Genomic DNA, 14465 nt, shown 5'->3' on the forward strand with positions numbered 1-14465 from the left:
ACATGATCGTCATTAAATTGCGAAGAAAAAAACATTAACAAAATTAGTTATTTATTCCCTCCTAAAATTATGCTTAACCTTAAACAAATTTTAACATCTTTAGGACTAGGATTAACCTTGTGGGGGCTAGTTTCTTTTCCGGCGAAAGCTGATCGAATTATTATTATTAATCAACCATCTTTTAACTATCCCTATTCCCCTTATCCTTACGCACCTTATCCCTATTATCAAAATCAAAATCCTAGTGCTAATTTTATTTATGGTAGCCCTATTCCTACCCCTATTCCTGTTAATCCCTATACTGGACATAGTACGATCAATAATAATAATAACCCCTATCAAAATCGGATAATTCATAATAATAATTATCCCTATAATCGAGGTTATTATTATCAAAATAATGGATCATCTTTTTATTATAATACATCGGGAGAAATATATTTTAATATAGATCATTAAAAAGGAATTTCATCCTCATCATCAAAATTGATAGAAGGACGATTAATAATAATAATATTAGGTGGATTTTTTTCAGAAGAAATTGGTTTTTCTGAAGGAGTGATCTTATTAACTTCATCATCATGATCATGATTTTTTTCTCCTTCTACTGATTCTAAATCCTGATCATAATCAATGTTAAAATAATCACTAATTTCGATTACTTCTCCTTTAAAAACTTCAGCTAATTGGGAAGAAATATGATCAAATTCCGTTTCAGAAATTTCTGTTTGATCAACCTTATTTTTAGGTTCAAATTTAATGACATTATCGGGAACTGGGGGGGGATTAATTGGCGGTTTTTCTTGAGGCTTTTCTTTAATTTCTGGGGGCTGATTATGGGGTTGATTGTCAATTTTTTTTGGTTTAGAAAAAGAAGATCTAAGAATATTATTTTGAATAATATTATGATTAGTTTGAGCTAGACGATCTACCTTATTATTTATATTTTTTTTTTGGGTTTGAGCATTTTCTACTTGAATTTTAACTTGTACTTTTTGATTTAAAATTTGTTGAAATGCCACCTCAGCATTAGGAATTTTACCCTGTGCTAACTTTAATAATGGTTCATTTTTTACCCCTATATAAATCACATTTCCACTAATACTAATTAAATAACATTGTTGTTGAAATAAAGCTTTTGTGGTGGGTGGGTGGACAATTTCTAAAAATTTTTGCCAAATTTGTTGATTTGATAAATTATCACTATTTTGATTATTTTCACCTTGATTATTTGCTTGGGGTTGACTAACTGAATTTACAGGTTCTACTTGTTTTTGAATAGGCGGTTTTTCCTGAATATTACTATTATTAATTGGTTGCTTTTCTTGAATAGTTGTGTTAATATTTGGATTAATATTCGTGTTAATATTTTGAGGTTTTTGAACCACAGTTGAAGGATTATTTTTAACATTTTGATTATTAGTTTCTACTACCACTGTCTTAACTTGGGCAGAAGGTAATAAACTTAATAAAGTTACCTCTAACCATAAACGGGGTTGGGTGGTATTTTTTAATTGAAATTCACTATCTTTTAATAATTTTTGACCTTGTAAAATATTAAATATTTCCCATTCTTTTCCCTCTTGACATAATTGTTCCCAAGTGGGGGCAGTAACGGCCACTAAATCAGATCTTTGCGGTGCAGTTTTGGCAATTAATAAACTTAAATAAAAATTAGCTAAATTCTGTAAAACAATGATCGGTTCTCGCCCCCGATTCATTAAATGTCTACATTGATTAATCACACCTTCACTATTATTATTTCTAATTTCTTTGATTAATTGTAATAGATCTTTTTCAGGTACTGCTCCTACTAAATCCCACACTTTATCAACAGTAATTGTACCCGATAATAAACTTAATTGATCCAATAAACTTTGAGCATCTCTTAAGCCACCATTGGCAATTTGGGCTACTAAAGTTATGGCATCTTTTTCAATTTCAATAGTTTCATTTTGAGCAATTTTTATTAAATGATTGACCATTGATTCTAATGGAATCCTGCGGTAATCAAAGCGTTGACAACGGGAAATAATAGTAGATAAAACCCTTTGTGGATCCGTTGTTGCAAGGACAAAAACTACCCTTTCTGGGGGTTCTTCTAAGGTTTTTAATAAAGCATTAAAAGCCGCCTGTGATAACATATGACATTCATCTATTACATATACTTTATAACGACATTGAACGGGTGCAAATTGGGATTTTTCAATCAATTCTCGAATATTATCCACACCGGTGTTACTAGCGGCATCTATTTCAATTACATCTAAAGCCGATCCTAAAGCGATCATACGACAAACTTCACACTCTCCACAGGGATCGGGGGTGGGAACGTCACTTTTTAAACAGTTTAAAGATTTTGCTAAAATACGGGCGCTAGACGTTTTTCCCGTGCCTCTAGGCCCTGTAAAAAGATAGGCCGGAGCGATTTTTCTGTTAACAATGGCATTAGTTAAAGTTGTGGCGATCGCTTCTTGTCCAACTAATTGACCAAAAGTTTGAGGGCGATATTTATGATGTAAAGGGACATAAGACATAGATAATAAAATTAAAATTCAAAAATTTGCGTGATTAATCTGATTAACAAATAAGGAATAACTAAGCTATAGTTATCATAACGTAAAATAATATAATATTGATTGTTTTCATCAAGGAGTAATAGTTTGGGGATGTTCAAACAAATTTGGCAAAGTTTAAGTAAATCAACTGTTAAGGGAAGAAAAGGCCATCCTTCCACGAAGAAGCAGGGCTTGTCTACGGAAATTGTACCTGAATTAAATGATCAAGACTATGAATTTTTATGGTTACAACTGTTAGAAGGGGTGTCTCACGGGTGGCATTCTCAAAAATTGGTTAATTTTTTTAAAATTTTAGGGGAGAGGGGAAAAGAGGAGTTATGGCTATCTTGGTTAAACCGTTTTGAGGAAAAATTATTGGCTTCTTCCTATGCTGATCAACAACTTGGCCAAAAAATGTTACAGTTTGGCCAGAAAGCCCAAGATGAATTATTGTTAAAAAATATTGCTGAAAAATCTTATCAAATTGGCCGTTTATTAGTGACCCGTCAACCAGGTAGTATTATCTGGGAATATGAAGGGCCCGATCAAATTTTTGCGCAAGAGATTATCGCCCCTATTCCAACAGAAATTCAAACAACTATTGAAACAGAAAATAATCAAGTTGAAGATCAATCTTTATCTGCCCAACCTCCAGAGATTAAAACTGAGGTTAAAACGGTGCCGGATCCTTGGCAGGATAGCCCAGAGCCAGAGGAAAATCAACCCACTAGAGTTGAAACTTTAACTTTAAAAGAATTAGTTGAAAGGCTGAAAAATGACAGTAATCTTCGTTCACAAGTGGCTTCTCAATTACAAGTAAATAGTGATAATATTCGGGATATTATCACTGTTTTAGGGCAACAAATGCAAATTCCCCCAGAAGAACTTAATTCTTTATTTACACAAGTAATAGATGATAATAATATTAGTGATCAAACTGATCAAGAAGTAACTCAGGCAAACGAGGAGCAAGGTAAGGATCGGCCTGCGGAGTTTGAAAGTTTATTTTATGAAGGTTTGGCCAAGGCTGATCAAGGTGAAATGTTAGAGGCGATCGCCTATTGGGATCAGGCTTTAAGTTTAAATCCTAATTTTAGTGCGATCTGGCATAATCGTGGCAGTGCGTTAGGACATTTAGGCCGTTTAGAAGAAGCGATCGCCTCTTTTGATCAAGCCTTAAAAATTAATCCTCAAGATTTTCAAGCATGGAACGATCGTGGTAATGCCCTTTATAATCTTAAACAATGGGAAAAGGCTATCGAGAGTTGGGATCAAGCACTCACACTGAAATCAGATTTTGTTCAGGCTTGGTATAGTCGTGGTTGTGCCTTAGAACATTTAACCCGTTTTGAGGAGGCTGTGCAAAGTTATGATCAAGCGATCGCTTTAAAACCTGATTTTGAAATGGCGATCGCCCGTAAAAATAAATTAGTCAGTTAAGTTATTTAAAGTCATTAAGGCTAAAGCCTTATGCTACAAAAACAAAATCTGCCTACGCAGACTAGGATCAAGTAGTTATTTAAAGTGATTAAGGCTAAAGCCTTATACTACAAAAACAAAGTCTGCCTACGCAGACTAGAATAAAGCCTGTGAAGACAGGCTTTGTTTATGTAGCCGAACCCTTTAGGGTTTGGGTTACTTCCCACTTCCCACTTCCCACTTTCTACTTCCCACTGATTAAATAATGATTGATTATATTCGTAACGGAGAGGAAATTTACCTCAAATCATTTGCTATGATTCGTCAAGAAGCCAAATTAGACCATTTAAAGCCTAATTTAGCTCACGTTGCCGTCAGATTGATCCACGCCTGTGGTATGACTGATATTGTTGAAGACTTAGAAGCCTCGGCCGATGCTGTGGAAAAAGGCCGTCAAGCCCTGCAACAGGGAGCGAAAATACTTTGTGATTCCCAAATGGTAGCGCATGGCATCACCAAAAGCAGACTACCCGTTAATAATCAAATAATTTGTACCCTCAATGATCCTAAAGTGCCAGATCTTGCCAAAAAGATTAATAATACTAGATCGGCGGCCGCCCTTAATTTATGGGAAAATGATCTGCTTAACTCAGTGGTAGTCATTGGGAATGCCCCAACGGCCTTATTTTACCTCTTGGAATTATTAGATCAAGGTTTTCCCAAACCCGCCTTAATATTAGGTTTTCCCGTGGGTTTTGTGGGTGCAATGGAATCAAAGGCCGAATTAGCTTATAATTCTCGTGGTGTACCCTTTATTACCCTACACGGGAGAAGGGGAGGCAGTGCGATCGCTGTGGCCGCCGTTAATGCTTTAGCTAAGGAGAGTGAAATTTGAAACAAGGATGTTTATATGGGATCGGTATTGGGCCGGGGGATCCAGAATTATTAACCATTAAAGCCCATCGGATCCTAACCAGTTGTCCGGTGATCGCCTATCCTACCATGGAAAATGGTAAAGTCTTAGCAAGGGCATTAGTAGCCGACTTCATCAGCCCCCAACAAATAGAAATAGCCATGCCCTTACCCTTTAGTGTGGATCGATCGTCCCAACCCTATTATGATTTAGGGGCGCAAAAAATCGCCACCCATTTAGAACAGGGGCAAGATGTGGCCGTATTATGTTTGGGGGATCCCATGCTTTACGGCACATTTATGTATATTTTTAACCGTTTATCCCCCCGTTTTGAAGTGCAAGTTATTCCGGGTATTTCTTCGGTGATGGCCAGTGCGGCCATGTTAGGAGTACCTTTAACCTATCGTAATGATATTTTTACCATTATTCCGGCCACTTTAGAAGCAGAAATAATCAAAGAAAATTTAACCAGAAGTGATGCGGCCGCTATTATTAAATTAGGGCGACATTTTCCTAAAGTTAAATCAATTTTAGCAGAATTAAATTTATTAGATCGAGCCTGTTATATTGAAAGGGCAACATGGGAAAATCAAAGAATTGTACCAATTAAAGAAGTTAATTTATCAGAAATTACCTATTGGTCATTAATTTTAATTCCCAGTGAAACTAAACCTTTATAATGAATAATTGACAGTTGATAAAATGATTTCATGAAGGCTAAAGCCTTATACTACACAAACAAAGCCTACCTGCGTAGGCTTGATTATAGCCTGTGCAGACAGGCTTTATCTATATAGCCCTACCCTTCAGGGTTTGGGGCAATAAATTGTAATAGTTTTACATATCAAGTTAGGTAGAAACAAATATTATTTAGATCAATTAATGATCAATTTTCTAATAATTTGACTTTATTGTTTATAATCATCAATTATGAATAATCATCAAACTTTAAATATATTAGGTAGTTGGCAAGATTGGCTAACGGTATCAGGTTATTTATTTATGTTATTATTTGTACTTTGGCGCGTTATTTTGACTAAGCCGAAAGATCAAGATTAAATCCGATCTCAATCATATTTAATTTATTGTTATAATTAAAATGATTAAAGAAAAAATCGAAATTGTTATCATAAATCATTAATTAATCTAATTCTTTAAGCTTAAAAATATCTTTTATTATGGTTAATTTTGGACTTAATTCCGCTAGTATTCTCGGCATTTTTCTGGCCGTGGCCGGTGCTTCTTTATATTTTATGCGATCGATCCGCCCTGAAGTCTCAAGGGATCATGACATCTTTTTTGCGGCCGTGGGCTTACTCTGTGGCTTTATTCTCCTCTTTCAAGGATGGCGACTTGATCCAATTTTACAATTTGGTCAATTTTTGTTAACCGGATCCGTGATCTTTTTTGCAGTGGAAAGCATTAGACTCAGGGGCGTAGCCACCGAACAAGCCAGACGCAATACCAGAATTATAGATGACGATCGCCCCGTTAGCTCCACCAGAGTTTATCGGGCTGAATTAGATCAATTAGAACCCTACGATTATGAAGGCGAACCAGATTATAATAATCCCCGTTTAAGAGGTTATCAAGAGCCTCGCACTAATAGACGCTCAGAAAGAGAAGATCAGGGAAATCCCCCCCCCCGCAGTCGTTCCCGTTCTAATTATACAGAAAATACACCCCCTAGACGTAACCGCTCCAATCGTCCACCCACCCGTCCAGCCGTTGAAAATCAAACCGAACAAGACTGGCGAGAAATACCCGATCACTGGGAAGATCAAGATTACAACGAAACTCCTAGCCGTTCTCGTTCCAATTTTAACAACCGCCCTCAACCCCCCCGAAAACCACGCCCTAAGCCGATGGATATTGGCACTCCCTACAGTGATGATGATGATTTTAGTCAATCAGAGGATTATGTTGATTATGAGCCATTAAATGAAGATGAAAACAATCAAGATCAGGATTGGGATCGGGAAGATGAGCGCCGTAAACCAATTAATTTTGATTATTAAACTAAAACAAATCGTAAATTTAGATGGTTAAATTAATTAAAATTATCTGTTTTAGTTTAATGATGGGAGTATTAACTGCTTGTAATAATGCAAATAATACTCTCCTGCCCGTTTCTTTAAATAGTAATTTTAATGATGAAGAACCATCTTTAAGCGGAAATGGCCGTTATTTAGCCTTTGTTTCTAGTCGTCACGGTAGCAGTGAAATCTTTTTATATGATTTACAAGAAAAGAGCTTTGTGAGTCTAAGAGGAGTTAATCAATCTGACGCAATTTCGTCCCATCCCAGTTTAAGCCGCACGGGACGTTATTTAGTCTATTTAACCAGTCGCACCGGTTCTCCTGCGATCGCACTTTATGATCGTCTTACCCAACGTAACGAGATCATTAGTCAAGGGTATCGCTACTGGCTCAGAAATCCTCAGATTAGCCCCAATGGACGTTATATCACCTTTGAAACAGCCCGTCGTGGGCAGTGGGATATTGAAGTATTAGATCGAGGGCCGAATATTGAGTTAGATGTAGAAAATACTCCTCAATAGAGGAGCAATATCTGAGTTTTTCGGTTAAGCTAATCTTCTTTCGATCGCGCTACTCCATTTGTCTTTAATTTGATCAATTTTAACATTAATTAAATTAGAATTATTAACATTAATTTGTAAACCGTTTTCTAAGTCAGAAACTTGACCAATTTTTAACCAACTTTGTGTTAAATTTTCTGTTAACAATTGCTCAAATTGACTAACATTTTCAGGGGCAATTGTAACAATAATATAACTAGCCACTTCCCCAAATAAAAGGTTATCTAAACGCTGATTTTCTTGGGTATTAAGATTAATATTTGCACCTTTATTCCCATTAATACAACATTCAGCTAAGGCTACAGTTAAGCCACCTTCAGCACAGTCATGGGCAGATTTTACTAAGTTATTATTAATGCTTTCACGACAAGTCAATTGTACTTGTTTTTCTAAGTCAAAATTAACGATCGGGGGATGACCTGTTAATAAATGATAAATTTGATCTAAATATTCCGAACCACCAAACACAGGTAAATTATTTTGATTTATACCTAATAAATAAATCAAATCTCCCGTATTTTGAAAACCTTGACCACAAGCTTTAGTTACATCCTCTAAATAGCCCACCATGCCGATCACAGGGGCGGGGTGAATGGGTTGAGGTTTGCCGTCACTATCTAAAGTCTCATTATATAAGGACACATTACCCCCAGTTACCGGAGTATTAAGAGCCTTACAAGCCTCCGATATACCTTTACAAGCATTAGCTAACTGCCAATAACCGATCGCCTTTTCAGGGCTACCAAAATTAAGGTTATCGGTGACGGCAAGGGGTAAAGCCCCCACACAGCTTAAGTTACGGGCGGCTTCAGCTACGGCACATTTAGCCCCCTCGTAGGGGTTCAAATAGGTATATTTGGGGTTACAGTCCGTTGTGGCGGCCACACCCTTATTATGGGGGCGGATCCGCACCACAGAAGCATCCGAGCCACCGGGCATAATATAGGTATTATTTTGCACTTGATGATCATATTGACGATAGATCCACTGTTTCGAGGCGATCGTAGGACTATCTAACAAGTCTAGTAAGATCTCATTATAACTTTTGATATTACCATTAATTTCAATCCCATTAATATCACAAGGAGGTAAACTGTTTTCACTCCATGCCCAAGCCTCTTGAGCGTATTGGGGAGGCTCTGAGATTAATTCTCGATGATAGATGGGGGTATTATCAGCTAAAGCAGTGGCAGGTATTTCGGCGGCAACTTCACCTTGAAATAGGATCCGCACGATCGGCTCTTGTAATACCTCTCCCGCTACCACAGCCTGTAAACCCCAACGATGGAAAATATCAATTAACTCCTGCTCACGCCCTTTATGAGCCACAAATAACATTCTTTCTTGAGACTCAGAGAGTAGATATTCATAAGGGATCATGCCCTTTTCCCTTGCGGGTATTTTATCCAAGTCTAACTCAATACCTAAACCGCCTTTGGCCGCCATTTCGGAAGTTGAACAGGTGATACCGGCCGCCCCCATATCTTGAGCCGCTACCACTGCACCAGTTTTAAAAGCCTCTAAACAGGCTTCGATCAAGCATTTTTCCGTAAAGGGATCACCCACCTGCACGGCTGGGCGATCGTCCATTGACTGATCCGTTAACTCCGCACTAGCAAAACTCGCTCCTCCCATACCATCACGGCCGGTAGTTGATCCCACATATAACACAGGGTTGCCCACCCCTGAAGCTCCCGCCTTAACTATTTCAGGGGTTTCCATTAAACCTAAAGCCATGACATTAACAAGGGGGTTGCCCGTATAAGCCTGATCAAAATAGACTTCACCGCCTACGGTTGGCACTCCCACGCAGTTATGGGTGACAATACCGGAAGTAGTAACAAATAGATGGGTATTTTCTACTTCAATATCATAGACATTTTCATTTTCAACTGATAAGGTTTCAAGATTTTTAATCTTAACAAATGCTAGTTGGTTAGATACTTGATAACGGGGGAAAGAATGACTATGATCTTGATAATTTTCTAAGGCATTAGTTAATTCTTGATTTTGTTTTTTACCAAATAGATCAACTAGGGCTGTTAAACCATCAATATTAGTAATTTCTAACTGCCATAATGGTAAACGATTAACTTTTCTTCCTTGTATTTCACCTTCGCCACCTTGACGACAATAAATATAGGGAATAACACCTTGACTTTGTAACAGTATTAAGGTTTGTTCAAAAAGTTTATGACTAGCTGTGGCAAAAGTTATTTTACCATGACTACCATTGGTTTTTGTGCTAAAAGATCCATCTCCTCGAAATAAACCTTTTAAGAGTTCTTTTTGTAAGGTGCGATCCCAGTTAAAAATGAAAGGAGGTAGGGCTTTAGTATGAGCTTTATCGCCACATTGCCACACTTCTTTTAAGAGATAACCGAGTAACCATGAGGTAGCATAAACGACTATTGTTGACTCACGTTTTTCGATACAAGGGTTAAGATTTAATTCTTTTAAACCTAAAATTACATCATCTACATACTCTTTTTCATGGTGAGCAAATGTAAAGATAATTTTGTAAGTATTGCCATTTTCAGACACACAACCTTCTGAAAGATAATAACCTAATAAACGGGCAAAGGTATCATTAAATTTGATTACCCCTTCTACATAATTGGCTTTACCACTGCGTTTATATAAACGAATTTCTTGACGTTCGAGCTTTAATTCTGGTTCAATTTCTAAGAATAAATTAAGGGGTAAATAACCTTTACTTTGATAACGATGTCTGGTTTGATTATTAGGCTCAATGGTTTTTAATTTTGCTTTAGCCTCATCGGAAAATTGATAGTTTTCGGGTAAGTCTATATAAACATTATCTATATTTTTGAGACAAGAAATGAGATCAATTTCTTTAGTATTATTTTCAGCTATAGGTAAATTAATTAATAAAGGTATGGTATCACCTTCTTTTAATTGTGATCCTGAAACTGTTTTTAAACCTTCATCAGTTAAAATTACACATTGATGATCAGGCGTAAATGTTAAACTTCTACCTAAAGCAGTTTTGATGGTAATTAATTGATCAGTTTGACGTTTAAAAATACGTTTGATCGGTTGCCAACAGGCATGGTTATCTTGATCAAGGGATAAAGTTTCAATATTTTCTGTTAATTCAACAGTAGTTGTATTTTCAGGTAAACGACTATTAACAAAATTGCCAATAGTATCAAAATGTACTCCATTTTGATCACGCCAAATTAAAGTTTCTTGCGCTATTAAACAGTTACCATAATGTGATATTCCTTCAATAACTCCCGTAAAAATGTGACGAGTGCGGGGGTTATCTAAATTTCCGAAACGTAAGGAGTTCAACAGGGCGATCGGTCTTGCTCCCATGGTGAAAATATCTCTTAAAATACCGCCCACACCTGTGGCCGCCCCTTGAAACGGCTCGATCGCGCTGGGATGGTTATGAGACTCCACTTTAAAAGCCAAATGAATACCATCGCCTAGATCCACAATACCCGCATTTTCTCCAGGCCCCACTAAAATTCTTTCTCCGGTGGTGGGGAACTGAGATAATAAAGGACGAGAATTTTTATAACAACAATGTTCTGACCACATTACCCCAAACATCCCTAACTCGGCTTTGTTGGGGTGTCTGCCTAAGCGTTTAACTATTTCTTCATATTCTTGGGGGGTAATACCTTCGGAGGCAATTTCTTCTGGGGTAAAGGGTGTAGACATAAGATAACCATTTTAATTAACTTTCAGGATCATTTTACACTAAATTGCTACTTTGTGAAGTTTAATTTTTTTTTATAAGTAGATAGTCATAACTTGAATTATTCAGGAAAAGAGAAGAAATACAATTTTAATTTAATTAAAGAAAAAGTGATCAACTTTGTTAAGATAAGTAAACCAATAAAAATAATCTTATTCTCAAATTAAATTAAAAATTATGAGCGAATCAAAGAAAAGCGTTGTCGTTTCCCCTTCTATTTTATCGGCAGATTTTAGCCGTTTAGGTCAAGAAATTAAAGCGGTAGATGAAGCCGGAGCAGACTGGATCCATGTGGATGTAATGGATGGTCGTTTTGTGCCTAATATCACCATTGGGCCATTAATTGTAGATGCTATTCGTCCTTATACCAAAAAGCCTTTAGATGTTCATTTAATGATCGTTGAGCCGGAAAAATATGTGGCTGACTTTGCTAAAGCGGGTGCTGATATTATTTCCGTTCATGCTGAACACAATGCTTCTCCCCATCTTCACCGTACTTTAGGACAAATTAAAGAATTAGGTAAACAGGCCGGTGTGGTTTTAAATCCTTCTAGTCCTTTAGAATTAATTGAATATGTGTTAGAACTTTGTGATTTAGTGTTAATCATGAGTGTTAACCCCGGTTTCGGTGGTCAAAGTTTTATCCCTGAAATGGTGGGTAAAATCCGCAAATTACGTCAAATGTGTGATGAAAAAGGTCTTGATCCTTGGATCGAGGTTGATGGCGGTTTAAAACCTGCTAATACATGGCAAGTTTTAGAGGCCGGTGCTAATGCGATCGTGGCTGGTTCTGCTGTCTTTAATGCCCCTGACTATGGGGCGGCGATCGAAGGTGTACGCAACAGCAAACGCCCTTAACAGTGACCAGTGAACAGTGAACAGTGACTAATGACAAATGACCAATAACCAATAAATTTAAAATGATCGCACTTTATCCGGGAAGTTTTGATCCTATTACCTTAGGCCATCTTGATCTTATTGAACGAAGTGCTAAACTATTTGAAAAAGTAATTGTGCTTATTTCCTGTAATCCTAATAAAAAACCCCTTTTTTCAGTAGAAAAGAGGATGCAACAAATTCTTGAATGTACTAATCATATTGAAAATGTTGAAATTGATACTTTTTTAGGATTGACAGTCAAATATGCTCAATCAAAAAATGCACAAGTTATTCTCCGAGGTTTGAGGGCTTTATCAGACTTTGAAGGAGAATTACAAATGGCTCACACCAATAAAACTTTATGGGAAGGAATAGAAACGGTTTTTTTAGCGACTTCTAATGAATATAGTTTTTTAAGTAGTAGTATCGTCAAAGAAATTGCTAAATTTGGCGGTTCTGTTACTCATCTTGTTCCTCACAATGTTGCCCAAGATTTAAACAATGCCACGTTCTAATCTATATAATAATGACATTATTAACAATGATCTTAAGCCTGAAGTTATGAATGATAAAGACTCTCGAACAGCTAATCAGGGAGTGAGTTTTGATATTCAACAGGAACTCAACCAACTAGAAGAATTAATTATTGATAGTCCTCGCATTATCCTGTCTCCTTGGCGACTGGTGGATGAGGATGAATTTTTAGATCAATTGGATCTGGTGCGGGTCAATCTGCCCAAGGCTTTTGCCCAAGCTTTAGATGTTCTGCGTCAAAAAGAAGAAATTTTAATGGAGGCGGAAGATTATGCTCAGGATCTAATTGAAACGGCACAAAGACGGGCTTCAGAAATTTTAAATGAGTTAGGTATTATTCAACAGGCAGAACGGGAGGCGGCTCAAATCCTTCAACAGGTACAATTAGAATCTGAACAGTTACAAAGGGCTACTTTATCTGAAGTGGAACAGATTAGACGCACGGCTCAACAGGAATTAGAAGAATTACGCCGTTTAACTTTGGCTGAATGTGATGATATTCAATACGGGGCTGATGAATATGCTGATGCAGTTCTCAATAAAATTGAGGGTCAATTATCTCAAATGTTAGGGATTATTCGCAATGGACGCAATCAATTGAAGGAAGATTCGGCCAATAGACCTAAACCGTCTTCTTCTTTTGAGTCGGAATCCAATTTATCAAGCTACGACTCTTTGAATTATAGCACAAGTCAAGATTTTACCCATCGAACTAATTTTAATGAATAACGGGACGTTTTAGGCGTTGGTGAATTAACGATTGGCTCATCCCCTATTTCAGCAACGCCATCGTGGGTTTTTAAACGACTGCGCTTAACTCAGTGGTTGTCCATTCTAAAGTATCACCAATGGTAGTGCCATTATGGTAGGCCGCTAATAAAATTTCACTGGTTTTTCCAAAAGCGATCGCCCCTGTATGATCGATCGAGATCGCACCTAGATCCCTTTTATTCCCCGAAGCTTCCTCCATAGATTTTAACATCGCATCAGCTAAAGATAACCCATCACCAACTCGAATCACAATTTTGGCCGCTAAACATTCATCCAGAATATCCTCACCAATACCCGTACAACTAACACCTGCCTTACTATTGGCATAATTTCCGGCCGGAGTGGCGGAGTCACTGACACGGCCGATCCGTTCTAAGCCTTTACCACCCGTAGAAGTACCCGCACAAATATGACCATGTTGATCTAAAGCTACCACGCCGATGGTGCCACGTCTAGCCTCGGAAGGCTGATCATCTTCCGCTATTACCCCGGCCATGGTACGACTAAAATTAGTTTTTCTTTCCTCAATCCATTCGTTTAATCTTAAATCAGTTAAGGGATCATAGATGGGGACATTTAATTCTCTCAATAGTTCGGCCGCACCAAGATCAGATAAGACCCGATCATCTTCATTCTGTAGAAAAGTCGCCAGATCAATGGGATTTTTAACCCTAGAAACATTGATCACACCACTAAAACGCTGTTTTAGACCATCCATTAAAGAAGCACTCATACGGATATTACCGTCAGATTGTAACACCGAACCAGTTCCGGCATTAAAACGGGGTTCATCTTCTAAGAGTTGGCATCCCTTGATCACCGCCTCTTTAGCCGTAGCACCGTTTAACAATAAATGATAAACTTCTTCTACTATTTGATGGAGAGACTGACGCACGGCTAAAAGTCCTCCTTTTCCTTTGAGAGAAGAACCTGCTCCCCCATGTATAATTAATTTTGGCACATTGTTTTGAGATGTCATATCAATCAAGGGTTTGAAATTTTACTAATTTTGATAGTTATTTTAACTTATTTTTGTTGATTATTGATTGGGAATATTTCTCT

General features: G+C 37.3%; 13 protein-coding genes. 10 read left to right on the plus strand and 3 right to left on the minus strand.

The window, feature by feature from the left end:
- The first annotated feature begins 69 nt into the window (after nucleotides 1-69).
- Nucleotides 70-459 (plus strand): hypothetical protein, encoded by a 390-nt coding sequence (locus Anndu_RS16020; RefSeq protein ID WP_464102147.1) that lies wholly within the window; start codon nucleotides 70-72, stop codon nucleotides 457-459.
- On the opposite strand, the gene Anndu_RS16025 is transcribed toward Anndu_RS16020, so the two are convergent.
- The gene (locus Anndu_RS16025) at nucleotides 456-2537 is read right to left on the minus strand and encodes a DNA polymerase III subunit gamma/tau (protein ID WP_464102148.1); all 2082 of its coding nucleotides are present in this window, start codon (nucleotides 2535-2537) and stop codon (nucleotides 456-458) included. The two genes, Anndu_RS16020 and Anndu_RS16025, sit on opposite strands and share 4 nt — an antisense overlap.
- A gap of 132 nt (nucleotides 2538-2669) precedes the next feature.
- Between Anndu_RS16025 and Anndu_RS16030 the strand changes: the two genes are divergently transcribed.
- The 6 genes from Anndu_RS16030 (at nucleotide 2670) to Anndu_RS16055 (ending at nucleotide 7450) form a co-directional block, all read left to right on the plus strand.
- A complete protein-coding gene (locus tag Anndu_RS16030; RefSeq protein WP_464102149.1) occupies nucleotides 2670-3998 on the plus strand; it encodes a tetratricopeptide repeat protein in 1329 nt (442 codons plus the stop codon).
- Between the two features lie 247 nt (nucleotides 3999-4245).
- Nucleotides 4246-4872: a precorrin-8X methylmutase gene (locus Anndu_RS16035; RefSeq protein WP_464104132.1), complete on the plus strand. Its 627-nt coding sequence runs from the start codon at nucleotides 4246-4248 to the stop codon at nucleotides 4870-4872.
- Nucleotides 4869-5570: a precorrin-2 C(20)-methyltransferase gene (gene cobI / locus Anndu_RS16040; protein WP_464102150.1), complete on the plus strand. Its 702-nt coding sequence runs from the start codon at nucleotides 4869-4871 to the stop codon at nucleotides 5568-5570. Before Anndu_RS16035 ends, cobI begins: the two co-directional genes overlap by 4 nt.
- 250 nt (nucleotides 5571-5820) lie before the next feature.
- Nucleotides 5821-5949, plus strand: a complete 129-nt coding sequence (locus Anndu_RS16045; protein ID WP_464102151.1) for a hypothetical protein — start codon at nucleotides 5821-5823, stop codon at nucleotides 5947-5949.
- A 119-nt stretch (nucleotides 5950-6068) separates the two neighbouring features.
- A complete protein-coding gene (locus Anndu_RS16050) occupies nucleotides 6069-6908 on the plus strand; it encodes a Ycf66 family protein (RefSeq protein WP_464102152.1) in 840 nt (279 codons plus the stop codon).
- A gap of 23 nt (nucleotides 6909-6931) precedes the next feature.
- The gene (locus Anndu_RS16055) at nucleotides 6932-7450 is read left to right on the plus strand and encodes a TolB family protein (RefSeq protein ID WP_464102153.1); all 519 of its coding nucleotides are present in this window, start codon (nucleotides 6932-6934) and stop codon (nucleotides 7448-7450) included.
- 24 nt (nucleotides 7451-7474) lie between these two features.
- Here the strand turns inward: Anndu_RS16055 and purL are convergent, their stop codons facing one another.
- Entirely contained in the window at nucleotides 7475-11182 is a 3708-nt protein-coding gene (purL, locus tag Anndu_RS16060; protein WP_464102154.1) for a phosphoribosylformylglycinamidine synthase subunit PurL, read from the minus strand.
- 214 nt (nucleotides 11183-11396) lie between these two features.
- On the opposite strand from purL, the gene rpe reads away from it, so the two are divergent.
- The 3 genes from rpe to Anndu_RS16075 all read left to right on the plus strand — a co-directional run bounded on the left by rpe (nucleotide 11397) and on the right by Anndu_RS16075 (nucleotide 13361).
- Nucleotides 11397-12077 (plus strand): ribulose-phosphate 3-epimerase, encoded by a 681-nt coding sequence (rpe, locus tag Anndu_RS16065; RefSeq protein ID WP_464102155.1) that lies wholly within the window; start codon nucleotides 11397-11399, stop codon nucleotides 12075-12077.
- A 62-nt stretch (nucleotides 12078-12139) separates the two neighbouring features.
- Nucleotides 12140-12613: a pantetheine-phosphate adenylyltransferase gene (coaD, locus tag Anndu_RS16070; RefSeq protein WP_464102156.1), complete on the plus strand. Its 474-nt coding sequence runs from the start codon at nucleotides 12140-12142 to the stop codon at nucleotides 12611-12613.
- The gene (locus tag Anndu_RS16075) at nucleotides 12600-13361 is read left to right on the plus strand and encodes a hypothetical protein (protein ID WP_464102157.1); all 762 of its coding nucleotides are present in this window, start codon (nucleotides 12600-12602) and stop codon (nucleotides 13359-13361) included. Before coaD ends, Anndu_RS16075 begins: the two co-directional genes overlap by 14 nt.
- Before the next feature lie 70 nt (nucleotides 13362-13431).
- Here the strand turns inward: Anndu_RS16075 and Anndu_RS16080 are convergent, their stop codons facing one another.
- Nucleotides 13432-14382, minus strand: coding sequence for an isoaspartyl peptidase/L-asparaginase (locus tag Anndu_RS16080; protein ID WP_464102158.1), 951 nt, complete (start codon nucleotides 14380-14382; stop codon nucleotides 13432-13434).
- Nucleotides 14383-14465 lie beyond the last annotated feature (83 nt).

The organism is Annamia dubia NIES-4383 (assembly GCF_055394725.1).

Bases quoted from the DNA above. Each gene is read 5' to 3' on its own strand.
- Anndu_RS16020 (WP_464102147.1), top strand. From the start codon at position 70: ATGCTTAACCTTAAACAAATTTTAACATCTTTAGGACTAGGATTAACC.
- Anndu_RS16025 (WP_464102148.1), bottom strand. From the start codon at position 2,537: ATGTCTTATGTCCCTTTACATCATAAATATCGCCCTCAAACTTTTGGT.
- Anndu_RS16030 (WP_464102149.1), top strand. From the start codon at position 2,670: ATGTTCAAACAAATTTGGCAAAGTTTAAGTAAATCAACTGTTAAGGGA.
- Anndu_RS16045 (WP_464102151.1), top strand. From the start codon at position 5,821: ATGAATAATCATCAAACTTTAAATATATTAGGTAGTTGGCAAGATTGG.
- Anndu_RS16050 (WP_464102152.1), top strand. From the start codon at position 6,069: ATGGTTAATTTTGGACTTAATTCCGCTAGTATTCTCGGCATTTTTCTG.
- Anndu_RS16055 (WP_464102153.1), top strand. From the start codon at position 6,932: ATGGTTAAATTAATTAAAATTATCTGTTTTAGTTTAATGATGGGAGTA.
- purL (WP_464102154.1), bottom strand. From the start codon at position 11,182: ATGTCTACACCCTTTACCCCAGAAGAAATTGCCTCCGAAGGTATTACC.
- rpe (WP_464102155.1), top strand. From the start codon at position 11,397: ATGAGCGAATCAAAGAAAAGCGTTGTCGTTTCCCCTTCTATTTTATCG.
- coaD (WP_464102156.1), top strand. From the start codon at position 12,140: ATGATCGCACTTTATCCGGGAAGTTTTGATCCTATTACCTTAGGCCAT.
- Anndu_RS16075 (WP_464102157.1), top strand. From the start codon at position 12,600: ATGCCACGTTCTAATCTATATAATAATGACATTATTAACAATGATCTT.
- Anndu_RS16080 (WP_464102158.1), bottom strand. From the start codon at position 14,382: ATGACATCTCAAAACAATGTGCCAAAATTAATTATACATGGGGGAGCA.